Source organism: Tenacibaculum retecalamus, assembly GCF_027941755.1.
Lineage (GTDB): Bacteria > Bacteroidota > Bacteroidia > Flavobacteriales > Flavobacteriaceae > Polaribacter > Polaribacter haliotis_B.
The window spans coordinates 1527987-1551825 of the sequence record NZ_CP115916.1 but is presented as its reverse complement, the minus strand read 5'-3'; the positions used below and the strand labels follow the sequence as shown (position 1 = coordinate 1551825).

The following is a 23839-nucleotide window of genomic DNA, read 5'->3' as shown; positions in this document are numbered from 1 at the left end:
CATTGAATTTTTAGCAACGGGAACAGTTTTTTATTTTTAAATACTTATGTTATTAGTGCATAGTTTTTATTTTGAAATTTTGTTAAATTTTTGATTCATACCGTTTATAAACTTATGTGTTTTTTTATCAAAACTAATAATTTTACCTAAGCTATCTCGCTCAAAGTGAAACCATAATTCTGCATCTGTATCAAAAAATAAATCTTTTTTGTAAGCATAAATAGGAATTGGATCTCTAACAATATTTCTACGTACAATTTGGAATTTTAAAGTATCATTTTCAATTATGATGTTGTTCCAGAAAACTTTACTTTTCTCAAACAAATAAGTACCTAGATATTCATTTTGTTGGTTAGAAGTAAGTTTTTTTGGTTTTAAGAATTTATTTAGTTGAATTCTTCGCTTTTTAAGATTGTATTTATCACCATTTTTTAAGACATAAAATTTATTCTTTCCTTTTTCAAGTGTATCAATTTTATTGAAAAAAGGCGACCAAAATGTATTGTCATAAATTGATACAAATTTATTACCTATAACTTGAAATTCATTTCCTTGTACTAAAATTCCTGTATTTTCATCTATACCAATACCTAATAATTTTGGTTTAATTTTTAATAAATCAAACATATCATATTGTCTATTTCTATCAAGATGATGTTGATCAAAAGCCGTATTGGTAACAAATCCAAATCCTACATCTGAATTGCTAATTATTTTATAATTACCATTTAAATCTCGTCCACCTCTTACTAAATAAGAACCCTGAATAGATGCACCAGCTGAATGTCCGCCAATAATTCCACCACGTTTTAGAAGGTTATTTAACTCAAAGTGAGTTTTTGTATTTAAATATGCATCTGCAGTTCGCCATTGTCTTCCGCCAGTTAACCAAACTGCTGTGGCATTTTTTAAAGGTTGTATAAATTCATCACTATTTGCGACTAAAGTATCTCTTGTGTGCATAAATTGAATGTCCTCAAATCCACGACTAGTAAATTGCCTTTTTAAAATTTTAAATTCTGGATCGTAGTTTATCGAGTTTTCATCAAAAGCGGTTGGAATTATGACAAGTTTTGCCGATTTTCCGCCAGCAAAATCATAAAATACTTGCCACATTTCATCAGTCATTCCACCACCACCAATTAATAATGCACCATTTTTTGGACCAATAGATTCGGTTTTAGTCGATTTATTAACTGTGTCTTGACAAGAAAAAAGTAAAATCAGAAATGAAAATATTGATAAAAATACGTGAAATTTTAATTGGTTTTTACTAATTTTCATGCGATACAGAATATTTTTTATAATAACTTTAGTTTTATAGATTAAATAAAGTATTAAACTAAACTTATTTCATTTTTTCGAAAAAGGTTAATTTATAGTTAGGTAACAATTCAGGATGTGTAATTTTTATAACATCTTTTAAAACTAAGTCAGGTCGAGTAGGCGCTAATTCAAAATATAAAACACCACCAGTTTTTCCTTTTTTCAAAGCAGGTGAATATATGTTATCATTTTTAAAAGCTTTAAATTCAGCATAATGTTTATTACTATTTAACATTTGTTCTTTAGAAGTAAAATAACCAGGAGCAATCCAAAAATCAGCTTCTTTTCCTTTGTCTAAAATACTTTCAAAACTTAGCGATAAACTCCCTTTTTCTTTGGTGTGTTTCCATAAATAATTAAGATTAGCATCTTTTAAATATTGTGCTACAAAACTTTCGCCTGCTGGTAAGTTCCAAATATCTTTACTCATAATTGCACCAGAGAGTATTGTAGGTTGTTTTGTTGCCTTTTTTGCAATTTCTATAGCCTCTAAATAATTGTTTTTTATGGCATTAAAAAGGCTGTCTGCTTTTTTACTTTTGTTATATAAAGCACCAAAAACCTTTACCCATTCAGCTCTACCAAGCGGTGTTTCTTCTAACCAATCTCCATTAATAATTACTGGGATTCCAGCGTTTTTAACTGTGTTTAGTGTTTTGTTTGTTTTACCCATCGAAAAACCGACAACTAAATCAGGTTTAATATCTAATAAAATTTCGGTATTTAAAGATTGTTCTTTACCAAGTTCACGTACAAAACCGCTATCAATTAAAGCTCTTGTTTTTTCTGAAGAAACATATTTAGTGTGCGGAAAACCAATTAAAGTTTTTTCTTTACCTAATAATTCTAAAACAGGAATATGAGTGGTTGAAGTAACTACTATTTTATTAATGGGAGTTTTTATATCTGTATTTTCAGCACCTAAACTATAAGTAAATGTTTCTTTAGCGTTTGGATAAGGTGTTTTTATAATAAGTGTCGTTGAGTTTTCTTTCTCAATTAAGTTAAAACCTAAAGCATGAGTTATACTACTTTTAGTTTTGTTTTTACTAGGGTTTTCTACTTTGTTTTTTGGTTTGCAGGAAGTTATCAATATGCAAAGTATAAAGAATACATATTTTTTTAAAAAAGTAACACTCATCATTTTTATATTTTTGCAACAAGGATACAAAACTATTTTGTAATACCAATTTTTAAACTACATTTGCCGCGAATTTGGTTTTCTTAAAGAAATCTTCTTAAAGAAATTAAAAGGGAATTTGGTTAAAATCCAAAACTGTTCCCGCAACTGTAAGCTATAAAGCTTGTAACTATCACTTTTACCACTGTTTTTTATTAAAATGGGAAGGTAAGTTACAAGACGTAAGTCAGGAGACCTGCCAAAATCAAAAAAAGTAAAACTTTCGGGATAAAGGTTACTGTACTTATTACTATTTTGTATCGTACACGAAATTTACCTGATTAATTGTAAAAATTAAATCATTAAAAATGAACAAACAATTATTAATTGTTGGTGCTATTGCAACATTATTTGCAAGCACAAAAATTATTGCTCAAGAGCAGGAGAAAATCGAAGAATTAGATGAAGTTATTGTAACTGCAACTAAAACAAAGATGAGTAAAAAAAATGTTGGTAAAATAGTTTACAAACTAACAACAAAAGAGATTGAAGAAAGACAAGGAAAATCGTTAACACAATTGTTAAATGAAATTCCTGGTATTGAAATTAATGGATCTCAAAGTAATAGAGGACAAAATTTAGGTGTTTATATTAGAGGCGGTAGAAATAAACAAACTGCGGTTTTAATAGACGGTATTAATGTTAATGATCCATCATCTATTGCTGGAGACTTTGATTTAAGACAATTAGATTTAAACCAAATAGAATCTATTGAAGTATTAAAAGGAGCATCTTCAGTTTTATATGGTTCTGGTGCAGCAGCAGGAGTAATTAATATTATTTTAAAGAAAGAGTCTAAAAAAGAGTTCGAAGGGACATTTACAACATCATTAGGTAGTAATAGATCAGCAGAACACACAACATTTGCAGGAGATGAATTACAAGCTAACTTTAATTTTAAAGGTAAAGTAGATAAGGTAACTTATTTATTAGGTTTAAATTCAAATAGCTCATCTGGTTTATCTGCAATTGAAAGCTTAAACAGTAAAGCAAATAAGGAAGATAAATTTTACCGTCAAAATGCTTTATTAAAAATTGGCTATAAAATTAATAATAAAGTTAAAGTAGGTATTCAAGGAAGTTTTAATGAATTTAATAACGAATTTGATTCTTCTTATCCACCTGAAGATGCTGATTATGTTTCTGGAGGTAAACAGAATAGAGCTGTTTTTAGTACCGATTTTAAATATGCAAAAGGAGAGTTAAAAGCAAGAGCTTTTTATACTGAAATAGATAGAGAGTCTAACTCGTCTTCGAAAAGTGTTTATCAAGGAGAAGTAAAAGGATTTGATGTGTTTAATAGTTATAGACTTTCTAATCAGTTTTCTTTTTTAACAGGAATTACGGCACAGTATCAAGATATGTTACAAGAAACATCTTATAGTAATATAGCTAAAGGTACAGCAAAGCAACATTTTTATGACCCTTACGTATCATTAAACTATAATTCTGATTTTGGATTTAATGTAAATGGTGGTGTTCGTATGAATATTCATAATGAATATGGAAATCATTTTGTTTATAATATTAACCCATCTTATAATTTTGAAATTTTAGAGGATAAAAATTTAAAATTATTTGCTTCTTACGGTACCGCATTTATAACACCAACTTTAACTGAGATTTTTAATAGAGCGGATAATATAGACGAATTAACACCAGAAAAAGATTTTACTATTGAAGGTGGTTTTGAATTTGATGTTTTAGATAATTTAACTTTAAACGCTACTTATTTTTATAGAGAGGAAACAGACAAAGTTGCATATAGTGCAGGAAGGTATTTAAATAATATTGGAACATTTAATTTAAAAGGTATTGAAGCAGGAGTTATTTATAAACCTTTAAAAAAACTATCAATTTTAGCTGATTATACTTACGTTAATTTTAAAGGAGGAGTAAGTATAATTAATTTACCAAAACAAAAATTTGGAGCAAGTGTTAATTATCAATTGGCTTCAAAGACTTTTGTAAATGCAGCATACAGGTATACAGGTGAGAGAGAAACTTTTGGAGGAATTTTAGATTCTTATAGTATTATTGACTTTTTCATAAACCACAAAGTAATAAAAGATAAAGTAACATTCTTTGGAAGTGTGACTAATTTACTGAATGAAAACTTTCAAGATGTAAATGCTTATACAGCTAGAGGTAGAAATTATAATTTAGGATTAAAAGTTAGGTTTTAAACAGCGGGAGAATTGCATATTTATAAAAAAGAAAAAGAAAGAATCCTACCTTAATTGGTAGGATTTTTTTTATGATAAAAATTTAGCTCGAATTTCTTTTGTAGGAATCATACACTGCGCTTTTTTACCAAACCATTTATAACGATTTTTAGCAATAAAATCATATACAACATTTCGGATAACTTCTGGGAAAATCCATAATAAATAAGAAATTATCCATAAGCCATTAAATTGATTCATAATTTTTATAGCCGCAGTTGATTTTATATAATAAGCAATACCTGGTTTATATAAAATAATAGAATCAATTTTTAAAGTATCAATAGCTAGATTTGCTATAATTTCTTTTCCTATATCAGATTGTAAAGACGCAAAAATAAACTTGTTTTCAGTATCGTGTTTAATAATCATTAATATCGATTTATTACAAAAGTTACAAATTCCGTCAAATAAAATAAGTTGCTTATCCTTAGGTAAATCAATCATTTAAGTAGTTTAATTAAAATTAAAACAAAAATATAGATAATTAGTGTAACATTATCAAACAAGAAGCGTCTAGTAAGAAAGTAAATAAAGATTTAAAGAAAAAATCAATATTTATTTTGATATAAAAATTAACTAATACTATGATTAAAATAGAAAACCTACACAAATCTTATCCAATAGGAAAAGACTCACTTCATGTTTTAAAAGGATTAGATTTACATATAAAGGAAGGTGAATTTGTATCGATTATGGGATCATCAGGTTCTGGAAAATCTACCTTATTAAATATTGTAGGTTTATTAGATACTCATGATGAGGGAAAGTATTATTTAAATGGAGAATTAATTGAAAATTTAAATGAGAAAAAAGCCGCCATCTTACGTAATAAATTTTTAGGATTCATTTTTCAATCATTTAACTTAATATCATACAAAACGGCGTTAGAAAATGTTGCTTTGCCATTATACTATAAAGGTGTTGCAAGAAAAGAACGTTTAGAAATTGCTTTAAATTACCTTGAAAAAGTAGGGTTAAAAGATTGGGCACATCATTTACCAAATGAACTTTCGGGAGGTCAAAAACAACGTGTAGCGATTGCAAGAGCATTAGCAACCAAGCCAAAAGTGGTATTAGCCGATGAGCCAACAGGAGCATTAGATTCTTCTACAACAGATTCTGTTATGGATTTGTTACAAGAAATTAATGATGAAGGAATGACCGTTTTTGTAATTACGCACGAAGAAGAAGTAGCAGAGCAAACCAATAGAATTGTTCGTTTAAAAGATGGTGTTATTATTAGTGACGAGTATACCAATGCTAAAGCAATATAATTATGTTTGATTTAGATACTTGGAGAGAAATTTTTCAAAGCATTAGCAAAAATAAACTACGATCTATATTGTCAGGTTTTACGGTTTCCTTTGCTATTTTATTATTTACCTTACTTTTTGGTATTGGTAACGGACTTCAAAATACGTTTAAAGAACAGTTTGCATCAGATGCAACAAATTCAATTTATATTAGTTCAAACAGAACTACTAAAGCTTATAAAGGGCATCAGGTAGGAAGAAGAGTTCAATTTAAAAATGATGATTTTGAATTTTTAAAAGAAAAGTACTCTGATAAAATTCAAATGATTAGTCCGCGTATCCAAAGAGGATCAAAAGTTGTATATAAAACAGAAGAAGACAATTATACAATTAGAGGCGTATATCCTGAATATGATATTTTAGAATCTGCAGAAATAACAGAAGGACGTTTTTTAAATTTTAGAGATTTAAAAGAAAGATCTAAAGTTATTGTTATTGGGCGTATGGTTGAAAAAGATTTATTCGGTCAATTAAGTGCTTTTGGTAAGCAGTTAAACATTGACGGAATTATGTATAAAGTTATCGGTGTTTTTTCTGATCCAGGAGGTGATAGCGATGAACGATACATTTACACACCATTTACCACAATGCAACAAATTTATGGAAATAACGACCATATAGGTGATTTTGGATTAACATACGATCCTAAATTAAGTATTGATGAAGCTATTGCATTTGGAAGTCAAATGCTTCGTGAATTAAAAAAGAAACATGAAATAGATCCAAACGATCAAAGAGGAATTAGAGTAAACAATTATGCATCAGATAATAAACAAGTATCAAGTATGATGGTTGGTTTAGGTATTTTGATATTGATAATTGGTTTAGGAACTTTAATTGCAGGAGTGGTAGGTATTAGTAATATTATGGTATACGTTGTAAAAGAACGTACTAAGGAATTAGGAATTAGAAAAGCCATAGGAGCTAAACCAAGTTCTATTATAACAATGATTATGTTAGAATCAATTTTAATAACCGCTTTAGCAGGATATTTAGGATTGGTAATTGGAGTAGGTATTTTAGAACTCGTTGGATCAAGTTTAGAAAAGTATTTTATTTTAAACCCAGGAGTATCAAAACCAGTTGTAGTAGGAGCTACTATAACATTGATATTAGCAGGAGTTATTGCAGGGTATTTACCAGCAAAAAGAGCAGCACAAATTAAACCAATAGTAGCTTTAAGAGCAGATTAATTATGAAATTTCTATTTGATAAAGATGTATGGCAAGAAATTTACGAAAGTATTCGTAAAAATAAAACCAGAACTGCAATTACAATTTTTGGAGCTTTTTGGGGAATTCTACTTCTTGTAGGATTATTAGGAGCCGCCAAAGGAATTGAAAACGGTTTTAACAGCATGTTTGGTGATTTTGCAACCAATAGTGTTTTTATGGCGGGTGGTAGAACATCAAAAGCTTTTAAAGGTTTTCAGGAAGGAAGACAAATTCAGTTGACAATAGATGATGTTGAAAAAATTAAATCAGAAATTGAAGGAATAGAATTTGTAGTACCAAGAAATGCTACGGGTGGTTTAGTTGTTAAAGGGATAAGAACGGCAAATCTTACTATTTTTGGAGATTATCCTTTGTTAGATAAAGTTCAAAAGAAAAACTTAATTGAAGGTCGTTTTATCAATCAAAATGATATCAACGAAAACAAAAAAGTTTGTGTTATTAGTGATGATGTTTATGAACAATTATACGATAAAGAAGAAGAGGTTTTAGGTACTTATTTAAAAGTAAACAATATCGGTTATAAAGTCGTAGGTGTTTATAAACCAGGTAGAATTGGTGGTGGTGGTAACAACATACATATTCCGTTTAGTACCTTCCGTTTAGTCTATAATTCGGGTAACAAATTTCAATGGATGATGGTTACTGGTAAAGCAGGTTTTGATATTGAGCAAGTTGAAACAGATGTTAAAGGATTATTAAAAAACATTCATAAAATTCACCCAGATGATAGCCGCGCTTTTAACGGGTTTAACTTAGGTAAAGAAATCGCAAAAGTAACAGGGTTTTTAACTGGAATGCAGTTTTTAACATGGTTTGTTGGTATTGCAACATTAATTGCAGGAGTTTTTGCTATTGGTAATATTTTATTAATTACGGTAAAAGAACGTACCAAAGAAATTGGTATTCGTAGAGCATTAGGAGCAACACCTATAAAAATACGTCAACAAATTATATTAGAATCAATTTTCTTAACATTATTAGCAGGTTCATTAGGTATTATTGCCGGAGGGTTAATTTTAATGTTGATTGATTCAGCAGATATTTTAACAAATCCAACAGTAAATATTCCAATTGTATTAATAGCCTATGCAGTGTTAATAATATTAGGAACTTTTATTGGATTTATACCAGCATACATGGCTACAATTATACAACCAATTGAAGCATTAAGAGAAGAATAAAAAAGTCAATTAACAAGAATATAAATAAAAACAAATGAAAAAAGTAATCATCTTTGGCGGAATAGCGTTAGCATTAATCGTAGTGTTAATATGGTTTGGAAAGAAGAATAGCGCTTCACCAATAGAGTATAAAACAGAAAAAGCATTTAAAGCAACTATCGTTAAGAAAAGTGTAGCTACTGGTAAAGTAGTTCCTTTAGAAGAAGTTGAAATTAAGCCTCAAATAGCTGGAATTGTAGATAAGATTTTAGTTGAAGAAGGAGCAATTGTAAAAGCAGGAGATTTAATAGCAACTGTAAGAGTAGTACCAAATGTAGCTTCATTAAATAGAGCTAACGGAAGTGTTAAAAACGCAAGACTATCTTTTAATAATGCAAAAGTTCAATTTGATAGAAATAAAAAACTTTTTGAAAAAGGAGTAATTTCTCGTCAAGCATTTGAAAACTCTGAATTGAGTTATAACAATGCAAACTTATCTTTATCGAACGCAAGATCTGATATGGATATCATCAAAAAAGGAACAACTTCTGGTTTAGGGAATGCAGCAAATACAAGTATTAGAGCTACAACTTCTGGTATGATTGTTGAAATTCCAGTAAAGAAAGGATATCAAGTTACTCAAACAAATGATTTTAATGCAGGTACAACTATTGCTCGTATTGCTGATATGACTAAAATGATTTTTGAAGGTCAGGTTGATGAATCAGAAGTAGGTAAGTTGGTTAAAGGAACAAATATTGAAGTAGCTTTAGGAGCTATTGAAGATAAAAAATTCCCAGCTGTATTAAACTTTATCGCTCCAAAAGGAACAGATGAAGGAGGAGCAGTTCAATTTAAAATTAAAGCGGATGTTACTTTAGATGATTCTCATTTCATTAGAGCGGGTTATAGTGCAAATGCTGAAATAGTTTTAGCAAGAAGAGATAGTGTTTTATCTATAAAAGAAGCGTTATTACAATTTGATAGAAAAACTGAAAAGCCATATATTGAAATTAAAACGGGAGAACAGAAATTTGAAAGAAAAGATATCAAATTAGGATTATCTGATGGAGTAAATGTAGAAATACTTGAAGGTGTAACTGCAGAAGATGAAATAAAAGTTTGGAACAAAGTTTCTAAAGAAGAAGATAAAAAAGAGAATAACTAAAATTAGTTAGTATTCAAACATAAAAAAAGCAACTCATTTGAGTTGCTTTTTTTATATATAAAATGTTTAATTATCCTTTATAAAAAGGTAATTTAACCACCTTTGCTGGAATTTGTTTTTTACGAACCTGAATAAAAATTTCAGAATCTACTTTCGAAAGTTCTTTGGTAACATATCCCAAACCAATCCCTTTTCCTAATGAAGGGCTCATTGTACCAGAGGTAACACGACCTATTTTAGTTCCATCAGCATTAACAATATCATAATCATGACGAGGAATACCACGTTCTGTTAATTCAAAAGCAACTAGTTTTTTAGTAACACCAGCTTCTTTTTGAGCTTTTAAAGCTTCAGCATTTACAAAGTCTTTCGTGAACTTTGTAATCCAACCTAAACCAGCTTCTAAAGGCGAAGTAGTATCATCAATATCATTACCATATAAACAATATCCCATTTCTAAACGCAAGGTATCACGAGCTGCTAAACCAATCGGTTTAATTCCCCAATCAGCACCAGCTTCAAAAACTTTTTTCCAAAGTTGTTCAACATCTTTGTTTTTAACATAAATCTCAAATCCTCCAGAACCTGTATAACCTGTTGCAGATACAACTACGTTTGGTATTCCAGCAAAATCAGTAATTTCAAATGTATAAAACTTAATAGTAGATAAGTTTACAGACGTTAAAGATTGCATTGCTTCAACAGCTTTTGGACCTTGAATAGCTAATAAAGACCAATCGTCAGAACGATCTTCCATTTCAACTTTTAAATCGTTATGTTTAGATATCCAGTTCCAATCTTTTTCAATATTAGAAGCATTTACCACTAACATATACTCATTTTCGGCAATCATATAAATGATTAAATCATCTACAATTCCACCATCAGCATTTGGCATACAACTATATTGTGCCTTTCCTGGTACTAATTTAGAAGCATCGTTAGTAGCAATTTTCTGAATTAAAGCCAACGCATTTTCTCCTTTTAAGAAAAACTCACCCATGTGACTTACATCAAAAACACCAACTCCTTTTCTAACAGTTTCGTGTTCTATATTGATACCTTCATATTGTACAGGCATGTTGTAACCAGCAAACGGAACTATTTTAGCGCCTAAAGCTTCATGAATATGTGTTAATGCAGTATTTTTCATTTTAATGTTGTTTGTTTTATAAAAAGTACTGCTAAAATATTGAAAATATGACAAACAAATAGTGTCATTCAATTTAATATTTTAAGAAGTAAATAATCGAGAAGAGTAGTACATTTGAGGAGTCTTAAATAACTAGTAATGAAGTTTACCAAAAAAACGATTTCTAATATTGTATTTGTAATTATAATAGGTTTGCTATTGTATCCGCCAACGAAAGTATATTTTATAAGGTTGATTTCTTTTTCACCTTCGGTTATTACTAATGATAAACAAGAAAAATTAACGGATTACAACTGGAACTTAAAAGGATTAAATACGGCGAATATTGATTTTAATGAAACCAAAAATAAGGTTGTTTTCATAAATTTTTGGGCAACTTGGTGTCCTCCTTGTATTGCAGAAATGCCAAGCATTCAAAAATTATATGATGATTATAAAGACAAAGTAACCTTTGTTTTTATAAGTAATGAAGATTGGAATACGATTGATGGTTTTTACATCAAAAACAATTATAATTTACCAACCTATAATACGTTGAGTAAAACTCCAGGGCAATTAAAAAGTAATTCGATTCCTGCTACTTTTATTATTGATAAAAAAGGAAACATTGTTACCGATAAAAAAGGTGCAGCAAATTGGAATAGTGCTAAAGTTAGAGAATTATTAGACGAATTAATCAAGTAGAAACTTTACTTTTGTTGTTTTAAACATACTATGAGTCAAGAACAACCCAATAATCCGCTTCACGGAATAAAATTAGCTACCATGTTAGAAGAACTGTATTTAGAATATGGTTGGGAAGAATTAGGTGAAATTTTAAAGATTAATGCTTTTAAAAATAATCCTACTTACAAATCTGGTTTAAAGTTCTTAAGAACTACTCCTTGGGCTAGAACTAAAGTTGAAAACTTATATTTAAAATTTATAAGTTAATTTTATTCATACTATTATTTTTAAGCGTCATTCCGAATTTATTTCGGAATCACATCTGACAGAAAGCTTGTCATTTGTTATGAGAACCTGAAACAAGTTCAGGTTGACGTATTTGGTCTATCGTTAATAACGAATAATTAAGAATAATCTTCATTTAGAAGTGAGAAGTTAATTTTATTCATACTATTATTTTTAAGCGTCATTCCGAATTTATTTCGGAATCACATCAGATAGGAAGCTTGTTAATTGTTATGAGAACCTGAAACAAGTTCAGTTTGACGCATTGAGTCTATCATTAATAAATTTCATTTAGAAGCTAAATAACTTCATCTTTTAAAACCAATTCACTCCATTCTTTCGGATTTTCAAGCATCGGGAAATGTCCTGTGTTATCTAACCAAAACAACTCGTTATTAGGGATTTCGTTCTGTAATTGTGTAGCAATAGCTTTTACAGCAATAGGATCGTGAGTAGCCCAAACAATTTTTGTTGTAATATTAGTTTGTGTTAAAGCACCAATCCAACGATGCCAAAAATAATAACGCTCGTTAATGTAATTACTTAATAAATGTATCACTTTTCGCCCGTTATTATGGTTAATTTGAAACCACATTTCGTTTAATTCCTCTTGAGAAACCTTAGATTTATCAAAATAGATATTCCTGATATTTCGATTAAAAAGAGCTTGATTCGCCAATTTAGCAACCCATTTACCTGTAATTTTACTTTTTAATAATTTCTGAATTGTTCTAAGTTTAGCCAATTCAATATGCATGCTTCCGTTACATAAAATCAATTTATCTATCGTAATATTTGCTTGATTTATATTGGAACGCGCAATAATTTCGGTAGCAATACTTGTTCCGTAATCGTGTGCTAATAAAGTAACATTTTGTAAACATAGTTTTTCCCAAAGTAATAAAGCAATATCCGTTTGCTCAATTAAAGAATAGGAATAATTTAAAGGCTTATCAGAGAAACCAAATCCTAAATGATCGTGAATAATCACTCGATATTTTTTAGTTAAATAAGGCAACGCCTTATAATAATCAAAAGACGAAGTAGGGTATCCGTGTAAAATGATTAATGTTTTATTATGATTTCCTTCATCAATAACAAAAATATCTCGATCATTAATTCTAATAATATTCCCTTTTGCTTTCCATTCTAATGAAGTCATAAATACCTTTATTTTTCTGTTTACAATGTAGTGATTTTTGTGTAGTTTTGAATTTGTCAGTTCGAGTAAAATTTATTTGAACGGATAAGAGAAAATTAAAATTTTATCAAGAATAGAATATAAAACTTCTCGATATAATTTTACTCATTTCAATCATAAAATCACTCGAAGTGACACCATATTTCATCGACGTTATATTACCAATTCCGTTAAAAAAAACATTTACTTATTCGGTAAATGAGACAGAGTTTTCATTCCTTAAAAAAGGAATGCGCGTGGCTGTTTCTTTTGGTAAAAGTAAAATTTATACAGCGTTGGTGTTTAATATTCATCAAAATGCGCCAGAATTATACGAAGCAAAAGATATTCATCAAATTTTAGATGAAAAACCTATTGTAACAGAGCCTCAATTAAAACATTGGGAATGGATTTCTAGTTATTATATGTGTTCTTTAGGAGACGTGTATAGAGCAGCATTGCCATCGGCATTTTTATTAGAAAGTGAAACGATTATTTATAAAAACGAAACTTTTACTGATGAAACAAGTTTAACTGATGAAGAATTTTTAATTTTTGAAGCGTTACATAATCATTCACAATTAACTATTCATCAAGTATCGGATATTTTAGGTAAGAAAACGGTGTTACCTATTATTGATGGATTGATAAACAAAGAAGCTGCTTTTATTAAAGAAGAAATTTACGAAACCTATAAACCTAAATTGGTAAAATATGTTCGTTTAAATTCGAAATACACCTCAAACGAAGCTTTGCAGAGTTTGTTAGAAGCGCTTTCTAGAGCAAAAAAACAACGAGAAGCAGTATTGACTTATTTTCAGTTATCAGTTTCTAAAAAACCAATAAAGAGTAAGGAATTAGAAGACAAATCAGGCACTTCATCCACAGTAATAAAAGCGTTGGTTGACAAAGATATTTTTGAGTTTTATGAAATTCAAACAGATCGAATTAATTTTAAAGGTGAAACCAACCAAATAAAAGAATTAAACGAATTTCAGCAGCAATCTTTTAATGAAATAAAAACCTCTTTTGATACTCAAAATGTAACGCTTTTGCACGGAGTTACCGGTTCTGGTAAAACAGAAATTTATGTAAAACTGATAAAAGAAGTTATTGCAGAAGGAAAGCAAGTATTGTTTTTATTACCCGAAATAGCTTTAACAACACAAATAATTACACGTTTACAACGTTATTTCGGGAGTTTTATATCAGTATTCCACTCAAAATATTCAATGAATGAGCGTGTAGAGGTTTGGAATAATGTGTTAGAAAATAAACCCAAAGCGCAAATTATTTTAGGAGCTCGTTCTTCAGGTTTTTTACCTTTTAATAACTTAGGATTAATAGTTGTTGATGAGGAGCACGAAAGTTCGTATAAACAATTTGAGCCTTCGCCTCGTTATAATGCACGAGATTCTGCCATCGTTTTAGGGCATTTACATCAAGCAAAAGTATTATTAGGTTCTGCAACACCATCCTTAGAAAGTTATTTTAATGCAAAACAAAATAAATATGGTTTTGTTGAACTAAATAGGCGTTTTGGTAATATTCAATTGCCAAAAATTGAGTTGATTGATGTAAAAGAAAAACATCGAAAAAAGGAAATGAAAGGTCATTTTTCTGATCGTTTATTAAAAATGATTACTGAAGCATTGGATGAAAAAGAACAGGTTATTTTGTTTCAAAATCGTCGCGGATTTTCACCTGTTGTAGAGTGTACCACTTGTGGAGTTTCTCCTGAATGCCCAAATTGTGATGTAAGTTTAACGTTTCATAAGTTCCGACGTGAATTAAAATGCCATTATTGTAGTTATCAACGATCAATGCCTAATAGTTGTGGAGCTTGCGGTAGCGCGACACTAGACACGAAAGGTTTTGGAACAGAACAGATTGAATTAGAACTAAAAGAACTTTTTCCGAAGTATAAAATTGGAAGAATGGATTTAGATACTACTCGTGGTAAATACGGATATCAAAAAATAATAGGCGCTTTTGAAGCGCAGGAAATTGATATTTTGGTAGGAACACAAATGTTATCAAAAGGACTAGATTTTGAAAACGTATCGTTAGTAGGTGTTTTAAGTGCCGACTCTATGCTTAATTTTCCGGATTTTAGAGCGCATGAAAGAGCTTATCAACTAATGGTACAAGTGTCGGGTAGGGCAGGGCGAAGTAAAAAACAAGGTAAAGTAGCCATACAAACATATAATCCGTATCATCAAATTTTACAACAGGTTTCTACGACAAATTATACAGAAATGTATAAAGAACAGTTACAAGAACGTTGGCAATTTCAATATCCACCGTATTATAGAGTGATAAAAATTACATTAAAACACAAGGATTACAATCGTGTAGAAAATGGGGTGAATTGGCTAGCAAAGTCGTTACAAAATGTGTTTCAAGAAAATGTTTTGGATTCAACAGCTCCAGCTGTTTCTCGTGTTCGAAACTTATATATTAAAAACTTAGTAATTAAAATTCCACCAAAACAATCGTTAGGAAAAACCAAAGAGCAAATAACTAAAATCAGAAATACTTTTGAAGCGGTTAAAGATTTTAGACCAATCCGTTTTATTATTGATGTTGATGCGTATTAGAGGTTTTGATAGCGTGTTTGTATATGGTTTGTTGTGTGTTTTAATCCCCTAGTTTAGCAAATACAAACCAATCTAAAACTAGTAATTAATTATACATTTTGTTGGAAGTAGTTTTTCATACACCACCAGTAATATCAATAAAAATACCTGTAGAAAAAGAAGACTTTTCAGAGAGTAGCCATAAAATTGCTTGGGCAACTTCAATTGGTTTACCACCACGTTTCATAGGGATTTCTTCTTTTATTCTATCTACTCTATTTGGTTCACCACCATCTATGTGAATATCTGTGTAAATAAAACCAGGACGTACCGCATTTACTCTTATTTTCTCATTAGCAACTTCTTTAGAGAGGCCAATAATTAGCGCGTCAATTGCTGCTTTTGATGCAGCATAGTCAACATATTCATTTGGAGCTCCTGTTTTTGAAGCAATAGAAGAAACGTTTACTATTCCTCCTCCAGCTCCTCCATTTTTTGAAGACATTCTTTTTATTGCTTCTTTGCAACATAAAAAATAGCTTATAACATTATAGTTGAATGTTTTTTGAAGACGTTCCAATTCTAAATTTTCAACTTTTGATTGTTTATCCAAAACACCTACATTATTAACTAATGCATCTATTTTACCAAAATCCTTATCAATTTTTTTGAATAATTGTATTACTCCTTTTTCAATAGAAATATTGGCCTTATATGCAATTGCTTTTCCTCCTTGTGATTTGATTTCATTAACAATGTTATTAGCTAAATGGTCATTGTTTAAAAAATTGACACAGACATTATATCCTTTCTTTCCTGCTAATAAGGAAGTTGAAGCTCCAATACCTCTACTTGCTCCTGTAATAAGTATCGTTTTATTAATAAATTTCATTTCGAATTTTTAGTTTTTTAAATTAGGATTAATAGTTTAAATCACTGAATTTTTGATTAAAAAAATCGGATTGCACTGATATATGTCCATGCAATAAATAGAATTTGTAAAGGAATTCTAAACAACAAATATATAATGCCTTTCCCGTCAAATGTCCCTTTTTTATAGTTCACATTATTCATTGAAGCATATATGTTAGCAGGTAACATTAGTAGGAGATAGATAATAAGTAACCAACCAGATATTGTTTGAAATTTAGGTGTTAATAAGCCTATTGCTAAGAGTATCTCAAAGATTCCTGTTAAATAAACAAAACTTTCTTTAAAAGGAATTAATTTAGGAATCATCATTGACATTCCTTTTGTAAAGATAAAATGTCCAATTGCAGTAAATACAAGTATTATAGCCATTGCAGTTCTTGCTGATAAAGCAAATTTATATTCTTTCTTAAAAAAAATAATTAGAAAAATCGTGATTGTAAAGCTTAACAGTAATACAATTAATGGTTTCATGTTATCTTAATATTATTGAATAGAGATAGGTTAGAAAAGGCAATTAATTCGTGTGGAATTTCTTAGGAGTTAATTGTATTCTTTTAATTCCATATGTAAAATTGGGTAGGGTTTACCTGAGGAATCAAATTCAGAACGTCCTTTTGTTTCAAATCCGCAATATTTGTAAAACCCAACTGCCTGTTCATTTTGCTCATTAACGTCAGTTTTGGTAATATTTAAATTATTAATAGCATAATTTAATAATGTTTTACCTATTTTTTTACCTCTATATTTGGGAGAAATAAATAGCATTTCTAAATTCTGCTCAGCAACACCAAGAAAACCAACTATTTCTTTTTTATTGTTTCTAATACAGCGTAATTCAACTGCATCCAAATATGTATTTAAGATTAGTGGCTTAAAGTATGCAATATCTTCCTCACTTAAAAAGTTGTGTGTTGCTCTAACCGAAGATTCCCAAACATTTATTACTTCCTGATATTCAGTCTTATTTATTGTATCTATTTCTTTTTTCATATTTTAATTTCAGCGAATGTATATACGTGAAAATACAAATTAAAACCTGATTTTTCTTCAGATTTAAAAAATAGCAGGAAAGAACCAAGCTTTAAGTTTAATTCTTAACTGCTACTTTTTTAGATGCATTGTTGACAATTTACTATTTGTTTTGTTTTTGATTTCCAGTTGAATAGCGCTACTGTTTCTCCAGTTTTAATAAAACCATTTTTCTCTAGAACTTTAAAAGAAGCAGTATTAATTTTGTTAGTTGAAGCAATTACCGCTGTTACTTTTACTTGAGTTTTTACCCATTTTAGTATTCCACTAACTATTTCTGTCATGTAACCTTTATTTTGAAACTCCTCATAAGTTCCATACCCAATTTCAATTTCTCCATTAGCATTTGGCTCATCAATAATACATAAATCTCCTACCATTTTATTTTCTGTTTTTGAAATAGCAGTCCAAAGTGTAGAATACAAATAGTTTTTACTTTTGTTAGCCACATTAGGAAGAATTGTTTGCTCAAATGCTTCTTTTAATTCAGGATTTATTGTTCTTGAAGTTTCATTTAGGTTTAATTCAGTTTCTAAAGAATTATCGCATTTAATATATTTAACTAATTGATTGTAGGTTAATGGTTTCAAAATTAATCGTTCAGTTTCTATCATTCAAAATTTAGTTTTTGTTCTTTTAAAAGAACTATTAATCATTTGGTTCAATAAGATCTCTTATGTGATCAGCAACATTGCTTCCTGCCATTCCTCCATAATTACTTAATACAATTACATACATGTCTTGCTTTGGGTAATATTCAAAACGACTCCCAACACCGTAATCAACTCCATTATGTCCAACAGAAATAGCTTTACCATTTTGGTTTGTCATGAAACCGTATCCATAATGAATATGCGTTTGTGCTTCTTCAGATGATCTTTTAATAGTATGTTTCTTTAAAAGAATTTCCTTAGTTTTTTTATTGATTATTTTTTGTTGATTGATAGCTTTAAAGTAATGGTATAGATCTTTTACACTAGCACGTATTCCTCCTGCAGGCATAATAATATCACAAACGGCACTACCAATTACTTTGCGTCTTTCTCCTAACTGAAATCTCATTTCGGCATTATTATGACTATACCCATTTGCTTTGTTTTTATAAGTTGATAACTTATTATTATCAACAATAGCGTGAGACATATTTGCTGGTTTAAATATATTATTTTCAATATACTCTGCGTACGGTATTCCAGTAATGCGCTCAATAATTGCACCTAACAAAATATAATTGTCATTAGAATAATCAAACTTACCCAATACAGTAAAGTTCTTTCGCCTTTTATTATTCATATGATCGATATATTTTAATTGAATAGCTAACATTTCGCTAATACTTTTTGCTTTTTTCGTTTCGTAATAAAATGGATCATAATCATCAAATTCTAAACCTGAAGTATGCGTTAATAAATCATGAATAGTAACTTTATCTGCAATATCTTTTGGGTATTCTGTAATAAATTTACTCAATGGATCTGTGAAATTTAGCTTCCCTTGTTCGGCTAATTGCGCTATTGCTATCGCAGTAAATGTTTTTGTAGTAGATCCAATTCCAAAAACTGTGTTAGCGTTGTTTTTTTTCCTTTTTCTTTATTACGATATCCGTATGCTTTCCTATAAAGTATTTTATCACCTTTAGCAACTAAAACCGCACCAGAAAATAAATCTAGCTCACTTAAATTTTTAAGATATTTGTTAAGGTGTTTTTTTACATTTTTAGTAGGCATCTCTTTATATGGAGGAAGTAATCCAATAGGTCGCATACCTTTAAAAACTCCAGCATTTAAAATGTTTTTACCATCTTTAGTTAACATGATAACTATTTTAGCCCAGTTTTTGGTGTCGCTACCTTGAAACCATATTGCAGGTTGTCCTCGAAATTTTTTATCAGCAAGTTTATAGGGTTTTAATACACCATATTCTGTGAAAATTTTCATCCAATAAATTGCTTTCTTTTTTGCTTTCTTTTCTGAATAGTATTTTTTAGAGTAAGCAGAAATTGTTTTAAAATCATTTGTATTGTATGCTTTTAATAAATCTTTAAATACGGGTGTAACTGCATGGTTTGGCCATTCAAAACTGTTTTTTTCTTGGGATATACTAATGGTTGCTGTAAGTATAAAAATAAGTAGAATTAATTTTTTCATATGAATATGTTTGTAATGTTCTTGGCAAGATTAAGACGAATCCTAAACATAAAAAAATGAATGTGATAGGCGCTTATTTAAATGTGTCGGAGAACATTATTTTTGTGAAATCACAGGTGTTTCACAAAATTAGATACTTTGAACACTAAATAAACTAAGTTGGTCACTAGGCGCTTTTTATGTCGTTTCAATTCCTTTACTTTGAAGAGCTTTTAATCAATATCTCATGAGAAAATATTTAGAACCGATTATTCATTTACTTTTATGGGGGTTAGGATACTATATGTTGTCTATCCTTTCTACTTCTGCTGGAAGTTTTAAGCAAGGTGAAGAGCCTTATAGAGCAGCAGTATTATTTGGAACTTTAGTGAACATGGTAATTTTTTACACTACAGCATTCTTTCTTGTTCCAAGAATGTTACGTCTAAAAAAAAGAATGACATTCATCATCTCATTAATTATAGGTTTTTTGGGTGTTTGTTTATTAGAAAGTTATATTGATTATAGTTTTGTTGCTAGTTTTTTTCCTAGCAATGAAGCAAGTTTTTTAGAACATGCACTTCAAAATTGTCTGACTGGATTTATCGTGTTATTGGCATCATTGTCTTACGCTTTGTTTAATAATTGGGTGGAGAATGAAAAATTAAAAAGGGTATTGCTTGAAGAGAAACTCTCTACAGAAATGGCTTTTTTAAAATCTAAAATTAATCCTCATTTTTTGTTTAACGTCCTAAATAGTTTTTATGCCAAAACCTTAAAACATAATGTGCCAGAATTATCTGATGGATTATTGAAATTAGCAGAATTAACACGATATATGGTCTATGAAACAAATGAAGACAAAGTATTACTAGAAAGAGAAATTCGTCATCTTAAGAATTTTATAGAAGTATATCAATTAAGAATTGCTGAAGAAGATGATGTAATTATGAATTTTGATATAATTGGAGATATATATTCTGTAATAATATGTCCTATGTTATTAATTCCTTTTGTTGAAAACGCAATAAAACATGGTATCAATCCCCAAGAAAGGTCTGAAATAAATATTCTAATAGAAATAAAGCAACAAACGTTGTACTTTAAAGTAACCAATCCAATAGCAAAAATTACTAATGGTATTGTCGATGATTCATCTGGTTTTGGATTGGATAATTTAAAAACAAGACTGGCAATTCTGTATCCAAATACACATACTATAGAAACAAGAACAGAAAGCGGTACTTTTATTGCGGAATTATGCCTACAACTAAATTAAGTATTTATGACCTATGTAATTATTGATGATGAACCTGCTGCAATTGAAGTGTTACAATTTCATTTAAAAAACATTCCTTTTGTTACATTGAGAGCCACTTTTAGGGATCCTTTAAAAGGACTGGAGTATTTGCAAGAACATGAAATAGATGTAATTTTTTTAGATATTAATATGCCGCAATTGTCTGGAATAAACTTACCAAAATATTTAAAAACCCCGCCATTAATTATTTTTACAACTGCTTATACTGAATATGCTATTGAGAGTTATCAACTTAATGCTATAGATTATTTATTAAAACCCATTGGGTTTGATAGATTACTGCAATCAATTATGAAAGCAAAAGAAGTATTAGATAAAAAAATAACGGCAGTTACGACCAGTTTACCGCTTATTCCAAAAGCAAACGGGCAAACTGTTTTTATTAAAAGCGGGCAAGAGTATCATCAAGTTGCTATTCAGGGAATTAAATACATAGAAAGTGATGGTAATTACGTGACTTTTGTAACCATTACTCGTTCTATTTTAGCACGATATAAAATTTCTGAAGTTATAGAAATGCTTCCACAGGAGTATTTTATAAGAACGCACCGTTCTTATATTGTGGCGTTAAAATATATAGAAACTGTCAAAAAACACTGTGTGGTTATAAATGATCGTGAAATTCCGTTAAGTAGTAATTATAGAGAAAATTTGTTAGGTGTTATTGATGAATTGGGTAAAGATAAAAGTTAAACTTGCTATTTTGGCAGATGAAATTAGAAATAAAAATAAAATTAATCTGTCTGAAATATTGCTAATAATATCTTATGTAGTGGTTTAGGAAATGTTTTTACAATTATCTCCAGTTTTTTTTAAGAATATGAATCCGTTTTAATGATTTATATTCAAGGTTAGTGAAAGATATTATTAATTAGGTTAAGAATCAATTTTAATTATTATAAATTAAGGTCATTACTAACAAAGTGAAGTGTTTTTTCACAATTCTTTCTCGAAAATTCGATACTTTTTATAAATTGTATGCTCCATACGTTCCATAACAGCGCGCATTTTTTTGTTATCCTCTAAAATTAAATGACTGTCTAAAACTGTTAATCCGTTTTCTTTAGCCGATTTGTACATAGATTGCGCCATTAAAGCAATTAATCCGGAGTTTTGTAATTCTTCACTGACACAACCTAACAATAAATTAAGTTGATTGGTTTGTTTAAAAGCTTTAAGAATATGAATAAATCCGAAAGGAAATAATTTCCCTTTTGCTTTTTTAAATCCGTTACTTATATCTGGCATTGCCACAACAAAAGCAACTACTTTACTGTTAGTGTCAACAACAACTTTTATATACTGAGGTTTTAGTAAAGGTAAAAAACGTTCAGAAAACTCTTTAGATTCTATATCCTCTAACGGAGCAAAGCCGTAAATGTTTTTATATGTTGAATTTATTAATTCGAAAACTGGTTTTACGTAAGGACGTACATGTTTCGATTTTTTAAACTCTAATATTTTAAAACCTCTTCTTTTAACTCTGTCTGCAATTTTATCGTAAATTTTAGGTGTTTTTTCAGGAATTTGAGCTCTGTATTGAAAAATATCTAGTTTTTTATTAAATCCATTTTGTTCGGTAAAATCTACCATATATTTATAGCTACAATTGGTAACCATAACACTTATCGGATCATTAAAACCATCAATTAAAAAACCTTGAGGATCTTTATCAGAAAAACCTAAAGTAGCCAATAATTGTATTCATTTTCTTTTTTCTTCCCCAATCTTCAATAGCTTTTATCAAAATAGTAAATACTTCGGTATCATCATAACATTCTAACCCGAAAAAGCGAACATTTTTTTCGTTATTTCCGTTGTTGTAAGTATGATTTATAATCCCCATAATTCTACCAACAACTTCATCGTTTTTTAAAGCTAACAACATTATGGTATCACAATGGTTAAAAGAATGATTTTTGTTTTTATCAAATACTTTCCATTCATCAGAAATTAAAGGAGGTAACCATTCTTTATGATTCTTGTGAATTTTAAAAGGCAATAGTATAAACTTTTTTAAATCCTTTTTAGAGGTAATTTCTTTAAGTTGAATCATAGAGTGGTTAAAGTTTGATATTCTTATTATAAATAGGAATTTTATATAAGATGGATGCTAAATATAACATAATTGGTGCAAATATAATTCCACCTATAACATCAATAGCATAATGTGCTTTTATATAAACGGTTGATAAAATTAAAACAATTACCAACGGAAAAATTATTTTAATAAATAAAGGAGTTTTTTTACGTAAAAGAAGTATTATAATGATTGAAATTCCGACATGTGAACTCGGAAAAGCTGCGGTAGGTTGTTCTGCATTAGCTTGTATAAAATGCATTATTTTATCGAAAATAAAAGCGACAGGTAAGTCTTTTTCTGGTGAGGATAAATAAAACTGAGGCTACAGCAGAAGGAACAATAGCAAAGAATAAATAAAATAACAACATTGCTGCTGAAAATTTAAACAGTAATATCTCTGATTCGTTTTTTAACTTGTAATAAGCGATGATTACAAATGCTGTGATTAGTAGATAAAATGAAAAATATCCGAAATACATTAACTCACTAAATAGTTTGTTAGAAAATGTAGTAGAAAATGCTAAACTTGGCTGAAAATTGAATATTAACTGATCTAAATCTATTAATTTTTGATCTAAGTTCTGCCAAATAAATTTATTATAAAAAACAGTTTCAGAGTAAAAATAACCGCTGATTATTATCGGGTATATATTTCTTAAGAGTTCTAAAATAGCTGATTTTACTTTAGAATTTAAAAAGAGTAAGCTGATAACTCCTAAAACAATGAATCCTCTAACCAGTAACAAATTCAAAGAGTTTGTAGATTGATTCCATGAGAAAAATAAGAGGATAGTGGTTATAAACACATATCCGAAGAAAAGGAAATCAATTTTTTTGAGCACGTAATTAATTTTAGACTAAACTAATATATTAT

The 23839-nt window shown here is 29.3% G+C and carries 25 protein-coding genes and 1 riboswitch; of the genes, 10 read left to right on the top strand and 15 right to left on the bottom strand.

Translation table 11 applies throughout. From position 1 onward, the window contains the following. Nucleotides 1-66: 66 nt before the first annotated feature. Nucleotides 67-1284, bottom strand: a complete 1218-nt coding sequence (locus PG912_RS07410; RefSeq protein WP_275687020.1) for a cyanophycinase — start codon at nucleotides 1282-1284, stop codon at nucleotides 67-69. Between the two features lie 64 nt (nucleotides 1285-1348). Further along, nucleotides 1349-2467 carry an ABC transporter substrate-binding protein gene (locus tag PG912_RS07405; protein WP_275687019.1) on the bottom strand — a complete coding sequence of 373 codons (1119 nt, stop codon included), beginning with the start codon at nucleotides 2465-2467 and terminating at the stop codon, nucleotides 1349-1351. Between the two features lie 58 nt (nucleotides 2468-2525). After that, nucleotides 2526-2724, top strand: a riboswitch (cobalamin riboswitch). A gap of 90 nt (nucleotides 2725-2814) precedes the next feature. Here PG912_RS07405 and PG912_RS07400 point away from each other — a divergent pair. Continuing rightward, a complete protein-coding gene (locus PG912_RS07400) occupies nucleotides 2815-4692 on the top strand; it encodes a TonB-dependent receptor plug domain-containing protein (RefSeq protein WP_275687018.1) in 1878 nt (625 codons plus the stop codon). Nucleotides 4693-4761: 69 nt separating this feature from the next. On the opposite strand, the gene PG912_RS07395 is transcribed toward PG912_RS07400, so the two are convergent. Beyond that, complete coding sequence (locus PG912_RS07395; protein ID WP_275687017.1) at nucleotides 4762-5178, bottom strand: thiol-disulfide oxidoreductase DCC family protein; 417 nt, start codon at nucleotides 5176-5178, stop codon at nucleotides 4762-4764. 140 nt (nucleotides 5179-5318) lie between these two features. Here PG912_RS07395 and PG912_RS07390 point away from each other — a divergent pair, with 140 nt between their 5' ends. The 4 genes from PG912_RS07390 to PG912_RS07375 are packed head-to-tail and all read left to right on the top strand — an operon-like array spanning nucleotide 5319 to nucleotide 9610. Further along, on the top strand, nucleotides 5319-6008 hold the full coding sequence (locus tag PG912_RS07390) for an ABC transporter ATP-binding protein (protein WP_260586065.1): 690 nt from the start codon (nucleotides 5319-5321) through the stop codon (nucleotides 6006-6008). 2 nt (nucleotides 6009-6010) lie between these two features. After that, the gene (locus PG912_RS07385; RefSeq protein ID WP_275687016.1) at nucleotides 6011-7240 is read left to right on the top strand and encodes an ABC transporter permease; all 1230 of its coding nucleotides are present in this window, start codon (nucleotides 6011-6013) and stop codon (nucleotides 7238-7240) included. A gap of 2 nt (nucleotides 7241-7242) precedes the next feature. Beyond that, entirely contained in the window at nucleotides 7243-8463 is a 1221-nt protein-coding gene (locus PG912_RS07380) for an ABC transporter permease (RefSeq protein ID WP_260586063.1), read from the top strand. A gap of 34 nt (nucleotides 8464-8497) precedes the next feature. After that, nucleotides 8498-9610, top strand: coding sequence for an efflux RND transporter periplasmic adaptor subunit (locus PG912_RS07375; protein ID WP_275687015.1), 1113 nt, complete (start codon nucleotides 8498-8500; stop codon nucleotides 9608-9610). 70 nt (nucleotides 9611-9680) lie between these two features. Here PG912_RS07375 and gcvT read toward each other — a convergent pair whose 3' ends face one another. Continuing rightward, on the bottom strand, nucleotides 9681-10763 hold the full coding sequence (gene gcvT, locus PG912_RS07370; protein ID WP_260586061.1) for a glycine cleavage system aminomethyltransferase GcvT: 1083 nt from the start codon (nucleotides 10761-10763) through the stop codon (nucleotides 9681-9683). A gap of 138 nt (nucleotides 10764-10901) precedes the next feature. Between gcvT and PG912_RS07365 the strand changes: the two genes are divergently transcribed. Further along, nucleotides 10902-11447: a TlpA family protein disulfide reductase gene (locus PG912_RS07365; RefSeq protein ID WP_275687014.1), complete on the top strand. Its 546-nt coding sequence runs from the start codon at nucleotides 10902-10904 to the stop codon at nucleotides 11445-11447. Between the two features lie 30 nt (nucleotides 11448-11477). After that, on the top strand, nucleotides 11478-11696 hold the full coding sequence (locus PG912_RS07360; RefSeq protein ID WP_275687013.1) for a VF530 family protein: 219 nt from the start codon (nucleotides 11478-11480) through the stop codon (nucleotides 11694-11696). Between the two features lie 316 nt (nucleotides 11697-12012). Here the strand turns inward: PG912_RS07360 and PG912_RS07355 are convergent, their stop codons facing one another. Further along, complete coding sequence (locus PG912_RS07355; RefSeq protein WP_275687012.1) at nucleotides 12013-12876, bottom strand: alpha/beta fold hydrolase; 864 nt, start codon at nucleotides 12874-12876, stop codon at nucleotides 12013-12015. A gap of 170 nt (nucleotides 12877-13046) precedes the next feature. Here PG912_RS07355 and priA point away from each other — a divergent pair, with 170 nt between their 5' ends. Further along, complete coding sequence (priA, locus tag PG912_RS07350) at nucleotides 13047-15494, top strand: replication restart helicase PriA (RefSeq protein ID WP_275687011.1); 2448 nt, start codon at nucleotides 13047-13049, stop codon at nucleotides 15492-15494. 115 nt (nucleotides 15495-15609) lie between these two features. Here the strand turns inward: priA and PG912_RS07345 are convergent, their stop codons facing one another. The 6 genes from PG912_RS07345 to PG912_RS07320 all read right to left on the bottom strand — a co-directional run bounded on the left by PG912_RS07345 (nucleotide 15610) and on the right by PG912_RS07320 (nucleotide 19582). After that, the gene (locus PG912_RS07345; RefSeq protein WP_275687010.1) at nucleotides 15610-16365 is read right to left on the bottom strand and encodes an SDR family oxidoreductase; all 756 of its coding nucleotides are present in this window, start codon (nucleotides 16363-16365) and stop codon (nucleotides 15610-15612) included. A 56-nt stretch (nucleotides 16366-16421) separates the two neighbouring features. Beyond that, on the bottom strand, nucleotides 16422-16775 hold the full coding sequence (locus PG912_RS07340) for a DoxX family protein (protein ID WP_275687009.1): 354 nt from the start codon (nucleotides 16773-16775) through the stop codon (nucleotides 16422-16424). 171 nt (nucleotides 16776-16946) lie between these two features. Further along, entirely contained in the window at nucleotides 16947-17396 is a 450-nt protein-coding gene (locus PG912_RS07335; protein WP_275687008.1) for a GNAT family N-acetyltransferase, read from the bottom strand. Between the two features lie 119 nt (nucleotides 17397-17515). Next, nucleotides 17516-18049: a GNAT family N-acetyltransferase gene (locus tag PG912_RS07330; protein ID WP_275687007.1), complete on the bottom strand. Its 534-nt coding sequence runs from the start codon at nucleotides 18047-18049 to the stop codon at nucleotides 17516-17518. A 34-nt stretch (nucleotides 18050-18083) separates the two neighbouring features. Then, nucleotides 18084-18986, bottom strand: a complete 903-nt coding sequence (locus PG912_RS07325) for a serine hydrolase domain-containing protein (RefSeq protein WP_275689026.1) — start codon at nucleotides 18984-18986, stop codon at nucleotides 18084-18086. After that, nucleotides 18953-19582: a hypothetical protein gene (locus tag PG912_RS07320; protein WP_275687006.1), complete on the bottom strand. Its 630-nt coding sequence runs from the start codon at nucleotides 19580-19582 to the stop codon at nucleotides 18953-18955. Before PG912_RS07320 ends, PG912_RS07325 begins: the two co-directional genes overlap by 34 nt. Before the next feature lie 226 nt (nucleotides 19583-19808). On the opposite strand from PG912_RS07320, the gene PG912_RS07315 reads away from it, so the two are divergent. Then, on the top strand, nucleotides 19809-20840 hold the full coding sequence (locus PG912_RS07315) for a sensor histidine kinase (protein WP_275687005.1): 1032 nt from the start codon (nucleotides 19809-19811) through the stop codon (nucleotides 20838-20840). Nucleotides 20841-20846: 6 nt separating this feature from the next. Then, on the top strand, nucleotides 20847-21575 hold the full coding sequence (locus PG912_RS07310; protein ID WP_275687004.1) for a LytR/AlgR family response regulator transcription factor: 729 nt from the start codon (nucleotides 20847-20849) through the stop codon (nucleotides 21573-21575). Between the two features lie 243 nt (nucleotides 21576-21818). Here the strand turns inward: PG912_RS07310 and PG912_RS07305 are convergent, their stop codons facing one another. Genes PG912_RS07305 through PG912_RS07290 form a run of 4 tightly spaced genes read right to left on the bottom strand, consistent with a single transcriptional unit; the run spans nucleotide 21819 to nucleotide 23807 of the window. Beyond that, a complete protein-coding gene (locus PG912_RS07305; RefSeq protein ID WP_275687003.1) occupies nucleotides 21819-22577 on the bottom strand; it encodes a hypothetical protein in 759 nt (252 codons plus the stop codon). Next, complete coding sequence (locus PG912_RS07300) at nucleotides 22555-22938, bottom strand: hypothetical protein (RefSeq protein ID WP_275687002.1); 384 nt, start codon at nucleotides 22936-22938, stop codon at nucleotides 22555-22557. The genes PG912_RS07305 and PG912_RS07300 overlap by 23 nt, the downstream gene beginning before the upstream one ends. 7 nt (nucleotides 22939-22945) lie before the next feature. Further along, nucleotides 22946-23224, bottom strand: a complete 279-nt coding sequence (locus PG912_RS07295) for a phosphatase PAP2 family protein (protein ID WP_275687001.1) — start codon at nucleotides 23222-23224, stop codon at nucleotides 22946-22948. Between the two features lie 4 nt (nucleotides 23225-23228). Beyond that, nucleotides 23229-23807 (bottom strand): hypothetical protein, encoded by a 579-nt coding sequence (locus PG912_RS07290; protein ID WP_275687000.1) that lies wholly within the window; start codon nucleotides 23805-23807, stop codon nucleotides 23229-23231. Nucleotides 23808-23839 lie beyond the last annotated feature (32 nt).